Here is a 19,549-nt window from a genome sequence, read left to right on the forward strand (position 1 = left end):
TAGGACGCGATGGCTAAACCAGGTCAGGACTCAAAAAGTGCAAAAGGCGGCTTCAGCGAGCTGAAAGCCCGTCTGTTATTTGTACTGATGGCCATAATCGTATTTCGGTTAGGCTCTTTTGTGCCAATTCCTGGAATTGACGCCACCGTGCTAGCTCAATTATTCGAACAGCAAAAAGGTACCATCGTTGAAATGTTTAACATGTTCAGCGGTGGTGCACTTGAGCGTGCTTCTGTATTTGCGCTTGGTATTATGCCTTACATTTCTGCTTCAATTATTGTTCAGTTGCTGACGGTGATGCACCCGAAGATGGCTGAATTGAAGAAAGAAGGTGAAGCAGGCAAGCGCAAAATTAATCAGTATACACGTTACGGTACCTTAGCTTTAGCATTGGTCCAGGCGGCAAGTATTGCCACTGGTCTGCCAAATATGATGCCAGGTCTGGTGATTAACCCAGGTTTTGGTTTCTACTTTACTGCCGTTGTCAGTTTAGTCACTGGTACCATGTTCTTAATGTGGTTAGGTGAACAAATTACTGAGCGTGGTATTGGTAATGGTATCTCGTTGCTGATCTTTGTCGGTATCGTTGCTGGCTTCCCGTCGGCCGTAGGCCAGACGATTGAGATGGCGCGTCAAGGCGATCTGCACTTTTTGTTATTGCTGTTTATTGTGGCGATTGTTGTGGTTGTTACCTGGTTCGTAGTATTTTTCGAACGCGGACAGCGCCGGATTGTGGTAAACTATGCGAAACGTCAGCAAGGCCGTCAGGTTTTTGCAGCGCAGAGCAGTCATTTACCGCTGAAGGTGAACATGGCCGGGGTAATCCCACCAATTTTCGCTTCAAGCATAATTCTGTTTCCTGGTACAATTGCGACTTGGTTCGGCTCAGGTGATGGTATGGTTGCCAACTTCTTCCAGGAGTTAGCACTGAATCTATCGCAGGGACAACCGCTGTATATCATTTTGTATGCTGCAGCGATTATCTTCTTCTGTTTCTTCTATACAGCGTTGGTATTTAACCCACGTGAAACAGCGGATAACCTGAAAAAATCTGGTGCTTTTATTCCAGGCATTCGTCCGGGTGAACAGACATCAAAATACATTGATAAAGTAATGACTCGCCTGACCTTAGCTGGCGCGGCGTATATCACCTTTATCTGTTTGGTTCCTGAGTTCATGATGGTTGCACTGAACGTGCAATTCTACTTCGGTGGTACATCATTATTGATTATCGTTGTGGTAATCATGGACTTTATGGCACAGGTACAGACCCATCTGATGTCTCATCAGTATGATTCTGTGCTTAAAAAGGCAAATCTTAAGGGCTTCGGTCGTTAAGGTAATTTTGCGGAGTTAAGTCATGAAAGTACGAGCTTCCGTTAAGAAGATCTGCCGTAACTGCAAAGTTATCAAGCGCAACAACGTTGTGCGGGTAATTTGTGTAGAGCCTAAGCACAAGCAACGCCAAGGCTAATACCGCAGAAAAAATTAAGAAAGGGCTAGACTTTTTAGTTTAGCCCCGACTTATTGTTGCAATATGGCCGCCGTTTGAGTATCCTTACGGGCTTTTCAAATCGGCACCCTTTTAATTTTTTATAGGAGAACGTTAGTGGCCCGTATCGCTGGCATTAACATCCCCGATAATAAACATGCAGTCATCTCTTTGACTTATGTTTTTGGTATCGGTAAAACCCGCTCAAAGGCTATCCTTTCTGCAGTGGGTATCGAAGAAACCCGTAAAATCTCTACGTTAACTGACGCAGAGTTGGACACGCTTCGTGAAGAAGTTGCTAAGTACACCGTTGAAGGTGACTTACGCCGTGAAATTACATTAAACATTAAGCGTTTAATGGACCTGGGTTGCTACCGTGGCCTGCGCCACCGTCGTAGTCTGCCGGTCCGTGGTCAGCGCACTAAAACTAATGCGCGTACCCGCAAGGGCCCACGTAAAGCGATTAAGAAATAAGGTGATTCAACATGGCTAAAGCACCAGTTCGTACTCGTAAACGGGTAAAAAAGCAAGTTTCTGACGGTATGGCTCATATCCATGCGTCTTTCAACAATACCATTGTCACGATCACTGACCGTCAAGGTAACGCTCTTTGCTGGGCAACTGCCGGTGGTTCTGGTTTCCGTGGTTCGCGTAAGTCTACGCCGTTCGCTGCACAGGTTGCTGCTGAGCGCGCTGGTACTGCCGCGTTAGAATATGGTCTGAAGAATCTTGAAGTGTTTGTTAATGGTCCAGGCCCAGGCCGTGAATCAGCCATTCGTGCGCTGAACGCAGCTGGTTACCGCATCACAAACATCACCGACGTGACGCCGATTCCACACAATGGTTGTCGTCCACCGAAAAAACGTCGCGTGTAATTAGCGCTTCTAAGATTATTGGAGAAAGAAGATGGCAAGATATTTGGGTCCTAAGCTCAAACTGAGTCGTCGCGAAGGAACAGACCTGTTCCTGAAAAGCGGCGTCAGAGCAATCGATTCAAAGTGTAATTTAGCAACTGCTCCTGGTCAGCACGGCGCTCGTCGCGGTCGTTTATCAGATTACGGTTTGCAATTACGCGAAAAACAAAAAGTACGTCGTATTTATGGCGTGCTGGAAAAGCAGTTCCGTAATTTATACAAAGAAGCTGCTCGTTTGAAAGGCAACACTGGCGAAAACCTGCTTCAGTTACTGGAGTCTCGTTTAGATAACGTGGTTTATCGCATGGGCCTTGCTAGCACTCGTGCTGAAGCGCGTCAGTTAGTAAGCCACAAAGCTATTCTGCTCGACGGTAAAGTTGTGAACATTCCTTCTTATGCTGTTGCTCCAGAACAAGTTGTTGCTGTTCGTGAAAAAGCTAAGAAGCAAGCGCGTATTGTTGCTGCTTTAGAAGTTGCTGAACAGCGCGAAAAACCAACTTGGATTGAAGTTGACACGAAGAAAATGGAAGGTGTTTTCAAACGTCGTCCAGAGCGTTCAGACTTGTCAGCTGACATCAACGAACAGTTAATCGTCGAACTTTACTCTAAGTAGTAAGGCATTTTCTTAAGAGAGGATACAATGCAGGGTTCTGTCACCGAATTCCTTAAGCCGAGATTAGTTGGTATCGAAAAAATCAACCCAACTCGTGCCAAAGTTACTTTGGAACCACTTGAGCGCGGTTTCGGGCATACCTTGGGCAACGCGTTACGTCGGATCCTTTTATCGTCCATGCCAGGTTGTGCAGTGACGGAAGTGGAAATTGACGGCGTGCTTCATGAGTACAGCGCCAAAGAAGGCGTACAAGAAGATATCATCGATATCCTTTTGAACCTGAAAGGCTTAGCCGTTCGTTTGGAAGACAAAGATGAAGTCACACTGACTTTAACCAAGAAAGGTGCTGGCCCTGTAACTGCTGGTGATATCCAGCGTGGCGACGGTGTTGTGATCGTCAACCCTGAGCACGTAATCTGCAACCTGACTGGCGAAACTGAATTCAGTATGCGTCTGAAAGTGCAACGTGGTCGCGGTTATGTTCCGGCATCTGCCCGTGTCTCCTCTGAAGATGACGAACGTCCAATTGGTCGTTTGTTACTTGATGCGTCTTTCAGCCCTGTTGAGCGTATTGCTTATGCAGTGGAAGCCGCGCGGGTAGAACAGCGTACCGATCTGGACAAACTGGTTATCGACATGGAAACCAACGGCACAGTTGAGCCTGAGGAAGCGATCCGTCGTGCAGCAACTATTCTGGCCGAACAGCTGGAATTCTTTGTTGAGCTGCGTGACAAGAGCGAGCCAGAAAAACGCGAAGAGAAGCCGGAATTTGATCCGATTCTGTTGCGTCCGGTTGATGACCTGGAATTAACAGTTCGTTCTGCCAACTGCTTAAAAGCAGAGCAGATTCAGTACATCGGTGATCTGGTGCAACGTACCGAGGTTGAGCTTCTGAAAACGCCAAACCTGGGTAAAAAGTCACTTACCGAAATTAAAGACGTGTTGGCGTCACGCGGTTTGTCCTTAGGTATGCGCCTGGAAAACTGGCCGCCAGCTAGTTTGGTAAACAAAGACTAACCAGATACCAGTTCCTGGTTTAGTGAGAAGGAATAGATCATGCGCCATCGCAAGAGTGGTCGTCAGTTAAATCGGAACAGCAGCCACCGTCAGGCAATGTTCCGCAATATGGCAAGCTCGCTGGTGAAGCACGAAATCATCAAAACGACTTTGCCAAAAGCAAAAGAGTTACGTCGTGTAATCGAACCTCTGATTACACTGGCTAAAAATGATAGCGTTGCAAACCGCCGTTTAGCTTTTGCCCGTACTCGTGATAAAGAAGTTGTTGGTTTACTGTTCAACGTGCTGGGCCCGCGTTACAACACGCGTCCAGGTGGTTACACTCGTATTCTGAAGTGTGGCTTCCGTGCCGGTGACAATGCACCAATGGCTTATATTGAGTTAGTAGACCGTCCAGCAGTGGACGCAGCTCTGCCAGTTGAAGAAACTGCAGCTGAATAAGCTAATTTGATGATAAAAGCCGGCGTCAGCCGGCTTTTTTTATGGCTACGCCGAGCGTTTTGCGCGCAAGCGCAACCAGATTGACTGTGGTAGTCAAACTAGTGGCTTGGAGGTGTAATACCATTCCATCTTAAAATCTGTGCAGTACCGCCCAGTCTCTTGAGCACAGCTTGATCATCCGAGCAGTATCGCTGATAAAGTCATTCCGGGTATCGCTGCAGGCATCCACAATCGCTTTGTAGTTCTCAAAACAACGTTTGGTTAAGTGGTGTTGCCGTAGCAGGCTCCATACTTGCTCTATCGGATTGAGCTCAGGTGAATACGGTGGCAGTTTTAATATCGTCTGATTTAAAAATTCGTCTGCAATACCATCAGCATGCCAACCCGCGCCATCCATCACGACTACTGCATAGCGGCCCTTGGCTGTTGTGGCTGAAATTTGCGCTAAGTGCATTTTCATCACCTCTTTACTCAGAAAAGGAACTATCAATGCTTCTGTTGCACCATTTGCCGGGCAGATGGCGCCGAAAAGATCTGCGTATTGAAATTGCTGCTGTTTGACCGCACGTGGCCAAGAGCCTGTTATTGCCCATATGTGCGTGGCTGTGTTCTGCTGGCCAATTCTGGCTTCATCCCCCAAACCAGACATCGACAGCTTCCAGTCGCACCGTGCCAGGAATGTTAAGGACCGTTGCCCGTTGGAAGTTTTATCTATGCGCCCTGGACGCCTTGTTGTTGCTTCAGGTGCCGCGAGCGGCTGGTTATCCCGCTAAACCCAAGTTGTTTCAGTCGTTTATAAATGGCGTTGTGGTGATAATGCGCTCTAAACTCGGCTTTGATGTAGTACAGGATCTTTTCACCGCTCAGCCTGCCACCTTATTCATTATGGCTTTGGGAGGTCATAAAGTCGCCCAATTGTTTTTGCTGTTGGCCAGTCAAAAATGGCGGACGCCCCTTTGCTTTACGCAGCTTCCAAACCCTCGGGGCCAGATGCAAGGTATTGGCTCACCCGGGTATTGACACTGGTGCGGCTGATTTTAAGCTGGTTGGCAACCAATGTGCAGTTTTTACACTCACAGCGCCAGCAAACGCATGCGCTTGCCGGCATTTATTTCGGCGCGGGAGAGTTTGAGCAAATCTGCAGCGGTATGATTCATAAGGCTAAGCCGTACTGATGCAGAAACTCAACTAGAACGGAACACATGATGGAATGGTATATAGCGATTTAGCCTTTGTAGCAGGGTAAGGCGGCTAATATCACTAGAGCCCAATACTTGGCTAACAATGCAAAACTGCTCCACTGCAACAATTGAAATCTGAACCACTTGTTTTACTATGTTCCTGCTCGGAGGTGAGACTGTAAAATTCTCTGTGTAAGTGGCTGTTTACCATCACGATAGACGGTCACCGTACATGAGCATAAATTGCGTCATCGCCGGTTTCCTGTCACGCAGCGGCATTGTCCACTTTTTGGCTATCTTGCTGTAGATCCGGATACAGTAGCTTCAGCACCGCATCATCATTAGGGAAGCGGCCGTCTAGTTTTAGTGACCTGATGCAGGCTGGCATTGAATGATTCGATAGCGTTGGTAGTGTAAATCACTTGACGGATTTGCGGTGAGTATCAAAAAGACGCATTGTTCACCAAGCAGGTCTTCAGAGGATTTATCGTCAGCGAATAACTGACCGATAAGTTGGTCTGATACTGGCATTGTTATTTTCTTTCAAATATATAGGTTGAATACCGCTTACGCAGTTTTAACACTGTTCTTGGCGACCATACTCGGTATGATTAATTTGATGACACTGATAAAAGTTTTCAGTCGTCCTGCCAGATCGGGCCAGCTGCAAATATATATTTTCAATCCATAGCTACCTTTACTGAACTAAGAAAACGATTATCGAGTTCTCACCTTGTTGCCAAGTATAGTCATTGCTGAATTCTGCAACTGATGCAACATACTGTTTTCATTATAACGGCATTGCCGTGATATTTTTTTGATAATCCCTGATTTAATTTTTTTGTTTGGATGCTGTTGGCAAGATCTTACAGCAGTTAAGGGCAGGGGAAGGCAGGTATTTAACGCTAGGCTGGCTTTTGTTATAAACAATTGATCTATTTTATCTTCTTGATAAATATAGAAAAAACAGAGTAATTCAATCTTTATTTATTGAAAATAATTTATAAATAACTTTTTTATCATTTTTTAAGGTGAGTTTTGTCACTTGCGGTGTGCGAAGTTAACAGTAGTGAATTTCATTCATTAATTGTTAACAACCAAGCCGCCAGAAGCTTGTGATTAAAACAATATTTAGTCAGCATTTTTCTGCGGTTACGGTGATGCATACAGGAAAACATATGTTGACGCGTTATCCGCTCATGTACCGATTATTACTAGTTGTGTTTTTGCCTGTTGTGGCTGTGTGCCTGGTCTTTGCAATGCATCTTTATCGCAGCTTGCCGCAGTATGATGCTGACTTCACCGTTATTGGGTTACAGCATCCCCTACAAATTCAGCGGGATAACTTTGCGGTGCCGAAAATCGTCGGCAACACCGATCTGGATGTGTTTTATGGCATGGGCTTTGTGCAGGCCCAAGATCGACTCTGGCAGATGGAGATTCAGCGTCGGACCGGTGAAGGCCGACTGGCTGAGATTTTTGGTGAAACAGCAGTTGATACCGATATCATGATGCGCACTTATGGCCTGTCATTGAGCGCTAGGCAAGCGTATGAGCGCTTACCTGCTGAGACTCAACAGGTGTTGGCCGCTTATAGTCAAGGGGTAAACGCCTGGATCGCGCAACAAAAGCAGCAATTGCCGGCAGAATTCAGGATGTTTTCTGTCCAGCCTGAACCTTGGCGGCCAGAACATTCAGTATTAGTGGGCAAGTTGCTGGCGCTGGGGTTAGCATTTGGTATCAGCCAGGAATCAGACCGGCTGATTACGGCCGCAGCACTAAGACAGGATCAATTTGCCAGCCTTTACCCTGGAGTTGTATCTGAGGTTCCACTCGCTAAATCAGCGACACATTCTGCAATAAAAGCGAGCCTTGGCAGCCAGCAACTGACGCAGCAACTTGGCATTGGTAAAATTGGTGCTGGCAGTAATGCCTGGGTTGTGGCCGGCCAGCATACCCAGAATGGCCAACCTTTGTTGGCGAATGACCCACATTTAGCCTTACCTATTCCCTCCTCATGGTATCAAGCTGAATTAGCAGGCCCTTCCTTAGCGGTCAAAGGGATGACCATGCCAGGTTTGCCGGTGATTTTGTTTGGACATAATCAGTTCATCAGTTGGGGAGGTACCAACCTGCCAGCTGACACACATGATTATGTGATTGAACAACTTGATCCGACCCGGCCTAACTTTTACCGCACTGCTGCCGGCTGGCAACCTTTGCAATTCCGACAGGAAACCATCCTGGTCAGAACCGATTTTCCTGCTGCATTAAGGCCCCCTGCACAGCCGATGCAGATCACAATTGCCGCAACTGAACACGGTCCTTTGATTGGTTATCAGCAAGGCGATACCACTGCAATGTCACTGAAATGGACTGCTCTGCAAGCGGAAGATCAAACCATCACGGCATTAATCAAGCTGAATTATGCAACCAATTGGACGTCATTTCGCGCCGCGCTGCAATTGCAGGTCGCTCCAACCATTAATTATTTGTATGCCGATCAACAGGGGAATATTGGTTATAGTGCCGCCGGTTTGATCCCAATTCGTCGTACTGCAACCGGTATACTACCCACGGCACAGCAAGATTTTGGCTGGACAGGTATGATCCCATGGCAGGACATGCCACAGCAATTTAATCCGGTGTCAGGTTACATCGTTAACGCTAATCAAAATCAACTGCCGCCAGACTATCCCTATCACCTTAGCTATGACTGGGCTGAACCTGCCAGAGCGCAGCGTATTGAGCAATTGTTACAACAACGGATGAAGGCAGGTGCAAAGCTTACGGTCAAGGATATGCAGGATATCCAGATTGATCAACTGGATACTGCAGCGCCGGAGTTGATTCAGCGCTTGTGTATTGATCATGCCATCCGAGCAGATTATACCCGTTTGTGCCAATGGAACGGCGATATGCAACAAGATCCGGCTGCTGCCGCTTTGTATCAGGTGACTTTGCGATATCTAACCAAAACATTATTCAGCAAAAGCTTTGCCTCAATCCAGCATGAAAGATTGCAGCAGCGTTGGTTAAATGCCGGCACTTCAGCAGAGTTACCGACACGCCAGCAGTTTAAAGCTGTACTGGATCAGCCTGAATTATGGTGTGCGCCGAAACCAGTGGCATGCAGTATAGAAATTGCTCAAGCACTGAAAGGGGCGACGCAGGAACTGACGCGACTGCAAGGAACTGACCCCGCAGGCTGGAATTGGTCGCGGCTTGCTCCCAGAGTGTATATGCACATGCCTTTTAGTGGCTTCAACTCAGTTCGCAGTATTTTTGAACGGCGGGAAGTAGGGGTTGGTTCGATAGATACCGTAAATGTTGGTGGTTATATCTATGATCCGGTCAACGGCTATCAACAAGATTTTGGCGCCAGCTTTCGTCAGGTGATCGCTGCTGAAAAGCGTGGGTTTAGTCATTATTACGTCAATTCAACCGGTCAGTCGGGTTCTTGGCTCAGTCCACATTATGACGACATGCTGCCACTGCTCAGCAAGGGGCAGTTAATCCAGCCGTCCTCTGCCCCCGTTCATTTCAGTCAGTTAAGGCCCCAACCATGAAAATTTTCACTGAATTAGGTCGATTTGCGCCCAATGCCATGGTGCTTTCGTTAGTCACGAGTGTGGTGGCCGGCTTGTTATACAGCGCTTTGTTACCCTTGTTATTGATTGCAGTTGATAATTTCGCTGCTTTGGCAGAAGGGCGCAGCGAACAGACGTTATGGCTTGGAATGCAGGTCGCCCATCCGCAACTGGCTTTGGTATTTCTGCTGGCCTGTGTCCTGATCCTGCTAACTCAGACTTGCTCCATGCTGGTGTTACAACGGTCTGCGGTAGGGTTTGCCACTGCAATGCGGCAAAATTTATACCAACGTATTCGCAAATCGCCAATTTCTAATCTGGAGCAAACTGGCTCGTCGAAACTGATTACCACCCTGACCACAGATGTGAACAGAGTAGTCGCGGGTGCGGAAACGGTGCCGGTATTACTGGTGAGCCTGGTGATGATTGTCGGCGTACTGATTTATCTTTGCCTGATCAATAGGCCCGTTTTTTATTTTATCATCGGTTTTCTGCTGGCTGCGGGCCTGAGTTACCAATTGCTGCTGGTTATTGCTGCCCGTTATTACACCGAAGCCCGTCACTTTACCGAGCACTTGCAGGATTCTTTTCGTGGCTTGGTCACCGGCGCAAAAGAACTGAAACTGAATCATGCCAGAAGGGAGAGTTTTTACCGTCGGGAACTACTGTTCAATGATGACGGTGTTAGAAGCAATACCTTCCGGGGCGAACTGGCGCGCATCTTCGCCGAAAACTATGGAATGATGCTGAGTTATTTCATTATTGCCTACATGGTGTTCGTGTTTGTTAACTATTATCCAGTGACGCAGTCCGAATTGTTGGCTGTGGTGATGGTACTGCTTTACATGTCAGGTCCAGTGAAATGGGCACTGGATTCTTTTCCAGCAATTGTCAGAGCCAATATTTCGTTGCAGCAGATCAATGCTGTGTTTTCACAACTCTCCGAAGAGCCGCATGCCGAAAACTATCAACCGTCAGCCCCATGGCAGCAACTTACATTTCAGGCTGTGCGTTATCAGTATGATGGCAGTGGTTTTGCAGTTGGGCCGGTAGATTTAACCATCAAGCGTGGTGAAATTACCTTTATTGTCGGAGGAAATGGTTCAGGAAAATCGACCTTCTGTAAAGTCGCCACCCTGCATTACTTGCCCACTGCCGGCGAAATATTGTTTGATGATGTCTTGCTCAATGCGACAAATATCAATAGTTACCGTCAATCGATTTGCGCGGTGTATAGTGATTATTTCCTTTTTAATCAATTGCATGGCATTGACTGGCAGCGGCCGGAATGCGCATTGGAAATTCAGTTTTTGCTTGATGTACTGGTGCTGAAAGACAAGGTTCAGATCCGTGATGGCAAATTCTCCACCTTGCAATTATCGGATGGTCAGCGCCGTCGGCTGGCATTAATGGTGGCCTTACTGGAAGACCGGGATTTATATCTGTTTGACGAATGGGCGGCCGATCAGGATCCAGAGTTTCGGGAGTTGTTTTATCTGCAAATTTTACCGGGCTTAAAAAAACGCAACAAAGCCGTTATTGCCATCACTCATGATGACCGTTATTTCCATTGCGCCGACCAGTTGGTGAAGTTTGAAGCAGGTCAGATGAGTAAACTTCAGCAGACCCCGGTTTGCGTCCCGACTGGAACTGTTGCGCAGGAGTCGGTATGAATGCAGCCGTGAACCAGTTTCCGCTGTCTTTGGTGCAACGGGATGTCTATTTTGATCAGTTACATTTGGCTGGTACTGCCAAATATACCATTGGTGGTTATATCGATATTGCCCAGGCAGACGCGGCGCAGCTGACGATTGCGCATCGGGCAGTTGTCGCAGCGCATCCAATGTTCAGGTTGCGTTTGTCATACACCGGCTCAGGTCCGGTGTTTGGTGATGATGCTGATCAGCAGGATGATTTAACCTTGCTGGATTTGCGCCAACATCCGATGGCAGAACAACAGGCACTGGCTGAAATCAACACCTTATTTGCGCAGCCGTTCCGGCTGGAGCAAGCGCGTTTATATCAGGCTTATCAGATCCTGTTACCAGGCGAACGTATCTGGTTTGTCGGGCTGGCGCATCATCTGATCATTGATGGCTGGGGCTTTGCGAACTGGGCGACAGCGCTGGCGGAGGCATACAGCTCAGGCAGAGCAGAGCAACTTCCCGATCAACTGACGCAGTATTATGCTGATGATCTGCATTATCAGCAGTCAAACCGGTTGCAGAAAGATGCTCAGTTTTGGCAGATCTATTTGCAAGATGTACGCAGAACCGTGTTGGAACGTCAGTCGGGTCAGAGCAAACTCAGCGGTCTGGCCAGCAGTGCCAGATACAGGTTGCCGATTGAGCGCCAGCAATACCAGCAATGGCTCAGTGCGGATCCGTCGTTTGCTGAAAGTCCGCATAGTCTGATCCTGGCATTAACTTTCTTGTGTTTTGCCCGTTTGACAGCACAGACCCAATTTTGTATCGGGGTGCCGGCGCATAACAGAACTGCAGCCAGACAGAAGCAGATGATTGCGCTGTTTACCAGTCTCAGTCCGGTGGTCTTACAACTAGATGAGAACCAGAGCTTCCTGCAATTCTTGCAACAGGTCAAACAGCAGCAGCAGCGGGTGTTCCGCCATCAGAAATATCCGATCGGTAAGATGGTCGATGCTCTGGGGCCGGATGCGCGCAAGGGGTTGTTTGATATTGGCGTGAATTATCTGAAATTAAATAACAGCTGCCAGTTTGCTGGTGCTGCCGCCAGCTACCAGTATATAGAAAACCCTTATCAGACAACCCCTTTTAATTTAACGATCTGGGACAACGGTGAAATTCAGCCGGTGGAATGGCAACTGGATTATCACCTGCAATATTTCACGGCGGAAACGGCTGCTGACTGTTGCCGTTTACTGCTGCGGTTGATGGCGCAAGTGGTCAGCAATCCGGCAATTATGTTATCAGAGCTGCAACTGAATGCGCCTGACTGGCAGGCTCCGGTGGCAGAAGTTGCCACTATACCGACGCTGTTACAACAATTTGAGCATCATGCGAGGCAATCGCCACAGCGGCCGGCGCTGCATTTTTGTCAGCAAAGTTACAGTTATCAGCAATTGGAGCTGATGGCCACGGCATTGGCATTGCTGTTGCGTGATAAAGGTGTTCAGCCTGGGGACCCTATTGCATTGCTGTTTGGCCGTTCGCCGCTGATGCCGCTGGCGATGTTGGCTGTGCATAAGTTAGGGGCTGTTTTTGTGCCGATGGATCCCGCGTATCCACAGCAGCGGTTGCAACTGATGTTACAGGACAGTCAGGCCAGTTTGCTGCTGACCGCGCAGGAATGGCTGGAGTTGTCAGTGCAGCTTAGTGCTGAAGCGCTGGTGATTGACGTTGCTGCGCTTGCGCAGATGGCTGTGCAAACGTCTGAGTTGCCGCCGGTTCCGGTCGTTCATCAGCCGCTGGCATATCTGTTGTATACCTCGGGTTCGACCGGCAGGCCCAAAGGCGTGGCGATCCCACAACAGGCGTTGGCGAATTTTTTGGCCAGTATGGCTGTCAGACCGGGGTTAACCTGGCGGGATACGGTGCTGGCGGTGACCCCATTCAGTTTTGATATTGCGCTGCTGGAATTATTATTGCCGCTGTATGTCGGGGCTGCAGTGCGGATCTTGCCGCAACCGCTAAGTCAGGATTTACCTGCCTTGCTACAGGCGTTGCACAGTCCGGATATTAGCATGGTGCAAATGACGCCAAGCGCCTGGAAACTGGTGCTGGCCAGCGGCTGGCAAGGCCGGACTGATCTGATTGCGCTGACCGGAGGCGAGGCGTTACCCGAGTATCTGGCCACTGAACTCAGGACTAAAGTTGCCCGGTTGTGGAATATGTATGGTCCCACTGAAACAACCATTTGGTCCAGTTGTATTGAAGTGACGGCGCAGTGGCAGCCCCACAGTATCGGCTATCCGATTGACAGAACGGCAATGGTAATCCTGGATGCACAGTTACGGCCATTGCCCGATGGCTGGCAAGGTGAGTTATATATTAGTGGGCAAGGGCTGGCTCAGGGGTATCTGGGATTGCCCGACCAGACGGCAGAAAAGTTTATCCAGTGGCAGGGTCAGCGCTGGTACCAGACAGGTGATCTGGCGCTGCGATTGGCCGATGGTCAGTTTTTGTTTGTAGGCCGTCAGGATCAACAACTGAAATATCTTGGTTACCGGATTGAGCCCGGTGAGATAGAAGCTGCGCTGCGACAATTAAGCGGCATCAGAGATGCAGCGGTGCAAGTGAGAACGCTGGCCTCCGGGCGGGAGTCATTAGTTGCTTACTATTGTTCTGCTGAACCACTGGACGTTCCATCCATGCGGGCAGCTTTATACCTGATGTTGCCGCCGCAGATGCTGCCGGCATTGTTTGTTCATCTGTCTGCTCTGCCATTAACACCGAGTGGAAAAACCGATCTGAAAGCGCTGCCGATACCGGCAGAGCACTGTGCTATCGCGACGAATTCCACAGCAGAGCGGCCAGCCAATGATGTCAGTCAAAAGCTGCTGCAATTGATCAGCGGCCACCTGCAAATCGCAGGGCTGACCGAATATACCAATCTGTTTGATGCCGGCGCGCGCTCGCAGGACATGATCGAATTAGCCAGCCTGATTAGTCAGCAGTTCCAGCGCACGCTGACGGTCGTCGATTTATTTGCCAACCCATCAGTACAGCGGTTGGTCGCACACTGGCAACAACAACACCAGCCGACCATCGCCGAGCCGGACCAGAGCGTCAAAGTGCAGCATGGCCGTATGCGTTTGCAACAACGATTAAACACAAGGAAACAGTTAGATGCAGTCTGAAACAGGCTATCAGGGCAGCGAGATTGCAATTATCGGCATGGCAGGCCAATTTCCATCCGCCCCTTCAGTTCATGAATTCTGGCAACTGTTAATGCAGGAACGCAGCGGCATTCAGCATTTTACCGAACAACAACTGCTCGATGCCGGTATACCGGCCAGCCAATTGGCAGATCCAGCCTATGTGCGCAGTAAAGGTGTGCTGGCAGACAGTTTTGCTTTTGATGCCAATTTTTTTCAGTACAGTGATCGCGAAGCTGTGCTGATGGACCCACAACTGCGTTTGTATCATGAAACGGCTTGGCAGGCGCTGGAAGATGCAGGTTATGCCGGTCTAGTACCGCCAGGCTGCTTGGTCGGGGTATTTGGCGGCGCTTCCGCCAATCCGTTGTGGACAGCGCAGTACAGTGAAGTGGCAACTGAAGGTGGTGCTGCTGCTTACGAAGTGCTGAATCTGATCAGCCGTGATTTTTTTAATAGCCGGCTGGCTTATAAACTAGACTTGACCGGACCTGCAGTCACGGTGCAGTCTGCCTGCTCTACCGGTTTAGTGGCTGTGCATCAGGCTTGTCAGAGTTTACTCAGTGGTGATTCGGATCTTGCGCTGGCAGGCGCGGTGTCATTGTCTACGAATCCGGAACTTGCTCAGCCCGAGCTGCAAGGTTATCTCTATCAGGAAGGCATGATCCTGGCACCCGATGGGGTGTGCCGGCCATTTGCCGCCGATGCCAAAGGGACAGTGCTCAGCGATGGGGTGGCCTTTGTGGTGTTACGGCGGTTGCAGGATGCGATCGAGGCTGGTGATCAGATTTATGCGGTGATCAAAGGTTCGGCCGTCAACAATGACGGTCAGGATAAAGCGGGCTATACCGCGCCCAGTGTCGGCGGGCAGCAGCGGGTGTTGCAGGCAGCGCTGCAACTTGCAGGCGTCAGCGCCAGCAGTGTCAGTTATATTGAAGCACATGGCACCGGCACTTTACTGGGCGACCCTATTGAAACGGAAGCGTTACAACGGGTTTATGGTCGGCAGCGCAGTAGCGCCTGTTATATTGGTAGTGTTAAAAGTAATATCGGCCATCTGGATACTGCTGCTGGTCTGGCTGGTCTGATTAAAACAGTTCTGGCACTGCACCATCAGAAAATTCCGGCCAGTCTGCATCTGACTGAAACCAATTCGAAGTGCCAATTTTCAGCAGAGAGTCTGCAGGTTGCTGACAGGACCCTGGACTGGCCTGGCAGCGGCTTGCATCGTGCCGCAGTCAGTTCCTTTGGTATCGGTGGCACCAATGCCCACGTCATTCTGGAGCAATACCCGCGAACCCGGCCTGTGTTGTTACCGAATACCCCGGCACAGCCCTCGTTACAGCTATTGCCGGTTTCAGCACATTCTGCTGCGGCATTAACAGCTCAGTTAACCAGCTTAAAACATCAACTGCAGGCTGGTGGTGTCAGGCCAACTGATATGGCGTTCAGTTTATGTTACAGACGTCGACGTTTCTCGCACCGGGCTGTGCTGATTTGCCAGTCTGAAGGTGCGCTTGTTGCAGCAACTGCACCAGTGCAGACTGCTTCGACTGGGCCTTTGTATCTGCTATTTACCGGACAGGGCTCGCAATATCCGCAAATGGCGGCCGGACTGTACCGGCAGCTACCAGAGTTTCGTCGGCATGCTGAGCAGTGCTGTCAGCTCGTACTGGAGCAACAGGGGCCAGATCTGGCGGCATTATTGTGGGGCGATAACGATCAGATCGCCAGCGCCGAACAACTGCGGGCTACCGACTTAGCTCAAATCAGTCTGTTTGTGGTGGAGTATGCGCTGGCAAAAACCTTACAACACTACGGTTTGCAGCCACAGGGCCTGATTGGCCATAGTCTAGGTGAATATGTCGCGGCTTGTCTGGCCGGGGTGTTTTCACTTCCTGATGCGATCAGGCTGGTGTTAGCCAGGGGACGTCTGATGGCGGTAGCTCCGGTTGGTGCAATGCTGGCGGTCCATGCGGCAGAGTCGCAACTGGATCTAACCCTCTGGCCGGCTTTGGCCATCGCTGCCTGGAACAGTCCGGAAGATGTGGTGTTGTCTGGTCCGGTCCATGCCATTCAGGCTTGTCAGAAAACGCTGCAACAACAGGGCATTGCCTGTACTTTGCTGCAGACATCACACGCTTTTCATTCTGTCATGATGGACAGTGTGTTACCAGCTTTTGCTCAGGTGCTCGCGTCAGTCCGGCTGCAGCCGCCGACCTTACCTTTTGTGTCGAATCTGACCGGGCATTGGGCCGACCCGGCACAAGTATGCCAGCCGGATTACTGGCTGGCACATTTACGGCAGCCGGTGCGGTTTGCGGACGGTATCGGCAACTTACTTCAGCAGCCAAACGCGCTGATTCTGGAAGTCGGGCCTGGCAAAACGCTGCTCGGTCTGGCAGCAAAACACCCGGCCTGGCAACATCAGCAGTTGACCAGTTTGCGGGGCAGTCGCTCTCAGGAAGATGATGTCCATGTCTTTTATCAACTGCTGGGGCAGTGTTTCGGGGCTGGACTGGAACCGGACTGGTCGCAATTGCTGGCTGCAGATGCCCGCCATATCCAATTACCTCCTTATGCTTTTGAACGGAAACATTATGCGCCGCAATTCCGCGGTTTTGCCAAGGCTGCCGTTGTGGCAGGTGCCGGCTTTTACCAGCAATGTTGGCGTTGTCGTGAGTTCAGCGGTTTAGTACCGGCGCCCAGCCAATTGGCTGCTGCAGAGGCCGGAGCCTTGTTGTGGTTCCGTTCGATGCAGGATGATGAAAAGCCGCTGGAGCAGTTGCTGCATCAGTCAGGCCGTCAGGTGATTAGCGTACAGATTGCTGCGCAGTATAGCCGGTTGCAGACAGACAGTTACCAGTTAGACCCGGAGCAGCCTGCCCATTATCAGCAATTATTACAAGAGTTACTGCGGTTGGGGCAGATGCCCTCTGCTGTGTTGCTGAACTGGCAGGCCAGGACTGTGGCGCAGAGGTATCAGCCTTTTGCGGCGTTATTTCTGCTGGCACAGAGTATGGCTCAATTTGCGGCTGAGCCGATCGTCTGCCTGGCTCTGACTGAAGATGCCTGCCGCGTCAGTGGCGATGAACAGATTAATCCGGATGCAGCTTTGATCTACGGTCCGTTGCGCGTCATTTCGCAGGAGTTTCCCCATTGGTCTTGCCACCAGTTGGATCTCCGGCAGGGGCAATTACCACAACAGAGTGCACGGATAGCACTTTTGCTGAACAGTCCGGCGCTGCAAGCGGCGCCAGGGCAAGAGCAAGCTGATCGGTTATTGCCGTTGCAGTCAGCGCTGCGCGGTGACTTACTCTGGCACGCCGAGTATCAGCACCAGGCTGAGGTCAGTCAGCAGCCTGATACTAAATTGAAAAAAGCAGGGGTTTACCTGATCACGGGCGGTTTTGGCGGTGCCGGCGCAGTGCTAGCGCGATATCTGGCTACCCATTATCAGGCCAGGCTGATTTTAGCCAGTCGCCACGCCAGGGCCGATCATCCGCTTTTAGCACAGATCCGCGCCCTTGGCGGTGAAGTGATTGCGGTGGCGGCAGATCTGCGACAGCCGACAGCTGTTGCTCAGTTACTGGATAGTGCTCTGACTGCATTCGGTACATTAAATGGTGTCTTTCATCTGGCAGGTGTGCCGGGTGAGCAAATGTTGTTGCGCCATGAACTGAGCCGGGCTCAAGCCGTGATTGACACCAAAATTGCCTGTGCCAGCGCCCTGGTTGAGTTATGTCAGCAACAACAGCTGGACTTCTTGTTGCTGTTTTCTTCAGTCACAGCAGTGCTCGGCGGTATGGGCCAACTGGATTATTGTGCGGCCAACGCCGCGCTGGATGCAGTGGCGCAGATGGCTCACAGTCGTGGCATCTATCAGGTTCGCAGTGTTCGCTGGGATGCATGGCAGGAAGCGGGCATGGCGGTTGATGCACTGAATGGTAAGGTGCAAACGCTGAAAGCTGCCGTTCATCCGTTGTTGGGGGATTTGCTCGTCCAGCAGGAACAACTGCAGGTCTATCGCACCACCTGGCAGCCAGAGCAAGACTGGCCGCTGGCAGAGCATTGGGTGATGGGCGTGCCGACGGTGCCGGGGACGACCTATTTGCAACTCGCTGCTGCGGCTTGGCAGCAGCAGAGTGCGACATTGGCGGTGCAGTTTTCTGATGTGTATTTCCTTGCGGGGCTGGCATTACAGCCAGGTGAACATGCCGATGTATATACCAGTCTGGAACTGGTGAATGGCAACTGGCAATTTGAAATCAGCAGTTATCAGCCGTTATCACAGCAGTATCAGTTGCATGCCCGTGGTCAGTTGACCGTTGCGAAAACGATGCCTGCAGTCAGTGGATTGCAGGCAGAATTGTTGTTACCACGACTGGATCAGCACCGGTTAACCGAGATCCGGGGGGCAGCTGATTTAGGTGCCCAGGCGATGTCAGTGCAGATGTCGGCAGCGGAACAAGATGGATTAATGAAATACGGTCAACGCTGGGATTGCTTTGACAAAGTCTGGATTGGCCAGGCGGAAGGTTTGGCACTGCTGCAATTACCGGCCGCTGTTGTTGCTGATGTCCGCAGTTTAACTCTGCACCCGGCACTGCTGGATTGTGCGGTGTCTTTTCTGCGCGCTTTCATTGATGACGGGGTGTATATACCGATCAGTTATCACCGCCTCAGCCAGTATTTACCTTTGCCGGCGACCTTCTACAGCTATGTCAGACTGGAACCGGGGCAGCGCGGTGATGGCGTGATGAGTTTTACTGTCGAGTTATTTGATTTACAGGGGCAAATGCTGGTTCAGGCGCAAGGGTTCACCATGCGCCGGATCGACAGCGCATTACAGAACCAGGCTGCTGCGGCCAATCTGCCTTTGCCTGCTTATGTCTACCGGCACCAAAAAATGCCGCTTGGGATCACGAATGACACTGCAATGCAGGTGATGGAGCAAGTATTACGGCAGCCCGCAGCCGTCAGTCTTTATGCCGTCAGTGACTTTAACAGCCGGTACCGCAAAGCAGCCGATGGGCACACGGGGTTATTTGCCGAGCCGGACATTCAACAACGTCCTCAGCGGCCAAGACCTGAGCTGGAGAGTGCTTTTGTACCGCCAAGAACGCCGGCGCAACAACAACTTGCCGGGTTATGGCAGCAACTGCTGGGATTGGAACAGGTTGGGATCCAGGACGATTTTTTTGCCTTAGGGGGAGATTCGTTACTGTTGATGCAAATGCATAAAAAACTGCAGCAGTTGTTTAACACCCAACTGCCGGTTGTCGAATTGTATAACCATCCGACTATTCAGCGTCTGACCGATTTTATGGCCAGGGCGCAAGATCCAGCCGAAGACCAGGTGTTATCTGCTATCAGCGCCAGACTTGAGAAGAAAAAAGCCGCTGCGGCGCGTCGGCGTCAACAGTGATAAAAATGAGGGAAAAGC

General features: G+C 50.3%; 11 protein-coding genes and 2 pseudogenes. 11 read left to right on the forward strand and 2 right to left on the reverse strand.

Going from position 1 to position 19,549, the window contains the following annotated elements; translation table 11 throughout:
• Positions 1–9 precede the first annotated feature (9 nt).
• From secY to rplQ, 7 genes are all read left to right on the forward strand, one after another.
• The gene (gene secY, locus AC53GJ_RS01630) at positions 10–1,338 is read left to right on the forward strand and encodes a preprotein translocase subunit SecY (RefSeq protein WP_496730793.1); all 1,329 of its coding nucleotides are present in this window, start codon (positions 10–12) and stop codon (positions 1,336–1,338) included.
• Between the two features lie 22 nt (positions 1,339–1,360).
• Positions 1,361–1,474 (forward strand): 50S ribosomal protein L36, encoded by a 114-nt coding sequence (gene rpmJ / locus AC53GJ_RS01635; protein WP_082335860.1) that lies wholly within the window; start codon positions 1,361–1,363, stop codon positions 1,472–1,474.
• A 135-nt stretch (positions 1,475–1,609) separates the two neighbouring features.
• Positions 1,610–1,966 carry a 30S ribosomal protein S13 gene (gene rpsM / locus AC53GJ_RS01640; protein ID WP_496730794.1) on the forward strand — a complete coding sequence of 119 codons (357 nt, stop codon included), beginning with the start codon at positions 1,610–1,612 and terminating at the stop codon, positions 1,964–1,966.
• Positions 1,967–1,977: 11 nt separating this feature from the next.
• On the forward strand, positions 1,978–2,367 hold the full coding sequence (gene rpsK / locus AC53GJ_RS01645; protein WP_008899098.1) for a 30S ribosomal protein S11: 390 nt from the start codon (positions 1,978–1,980) through the stop codon (positions 2,365–2,367).
• 31 nt (positions 2,368–2,398) lie between these two features.
• The gene (rpsD, locus tag AC53GJ_RS01650; protein ID WP_496730797.1) at positions 2,399–3,019 is read left to right on the forward strand and encodes a 30S ribosomal protein S4; all 621 of its coding nucleotides are present in this window, start codon (positions 2,399–2,401) and stop codon (positions 3,017–3,019) included.
• Positions 3,020–3,046: 27 nt separating this feature from the next.
• Entirely contained in the window at positions 3,047–4,036 is a 990-nt protein-coding gene (locus AC53GJ_RS01655) for a DNA-directed RNA polymerase subunit alpha (RefSeq protein WP_260658529.1), read from the forward strand.
• 39 nt (positions 4,037–4,075) lie between these two features.
• On the forward strand, positions 4,076–4,477 hold the full coding sequence (gene rplQ / locus AC53GJ_RS01660; RefSeq protein ID WP_496730798.1) for a 50S ribosomal protein L17: 402 nt from the start codon (positions 4,076–4,078) through the stop codon (positions 4,475–4,477).
• Positions 4,478–4,607: 130 nt separating this feature from the next.
• Here rplQ and AC53GJ_RS01665 read toward each other — a convergent pair.
• A pseudogene (locus tag AC53GJ_RS01665) lies at positions 4,608–5,634 on the reverse strand (IS630 family transposase).
• 234 nt (positions 5,635–5,868) lie between these two features.
• A pseudogene (locus AC53GJ_RS01670) lies at positions 5,869–6,101 on the reverse strand (transposase); the annotation flags it as partial.
• A gap of 816 nt (positions 6,102–6,917) precedes the next feature.
• Between AC53GJ_RS01670 and AC53GJ_RS01675 the strand changes: the two are divergent.
• From AC53GJ_RS01675 to AC53GJ_RS01690, 4 genes are read left to right on the forward strand one after another with little or no spacing between them, the layout of a single operon-like run.
• Positions 6,918–9,227 carry a penicillin acylase family protein gene (locus tag AC53GJ_RS01675; RefSeq protein ID WP_496730799.1) on the forward strand — a complete coding sequence of 770 codons (2,310 nt, stop codon included), beginning with the start codon at positions 6,918–6,920 and terminating at the stop codon, positions 9,225–9,227.
• Positions 9,224–10,921, forward strand: a complete 1,698-nt coding sequence (locus tag AC53GJ_RS01680) for a cyclic peptide export ABC transporter (protein WP_496730800.1) — start codon at positions 9,224–9,226, stop codon at positions 10,919–10,921. The genes AC53GJ_RS01675 and AC53GJ_RS01680 overlap by 4 nt, the downstream gene beginning before the upstream one ends.
• On the forward strand, positions 10,918–14,085 hold the full coding sequence (locus AC53GJ_RS01685; RefSeq protein WP_496730801.1) for a non-ribosomal peptide synthetase: 3,168 nt from the start codon (positions 10,918–10,920) through the stop codon (positions 14,083–14,085). The genes AC53GJ_RS01680 and AC53GJ_RS01685 overlap by 4 nt, the downstream gene beginning before the upstream one ends.
• A complete protein-coding gene (locus AC53GJ_RS01690) occupies positions 14,075–19,531 on the forward strand; it encodes a type I polyketide synthase (RefSeq protein WP_496730802.1) in 5,457 nt (1,818 codons plus the stop codon). Before AC53GJ_RS01685 ends, AC53GJ_RS01690 begins: the two co-directional genes overlap by 11 nt.
• The last annotated feature ends 18 nt before the right edge of the window (positions 19,532–19,549 follow it).

The sequence above is a fragment of the Rheinheimera sp. B2H12 genome (assembly GCF_059620065.1).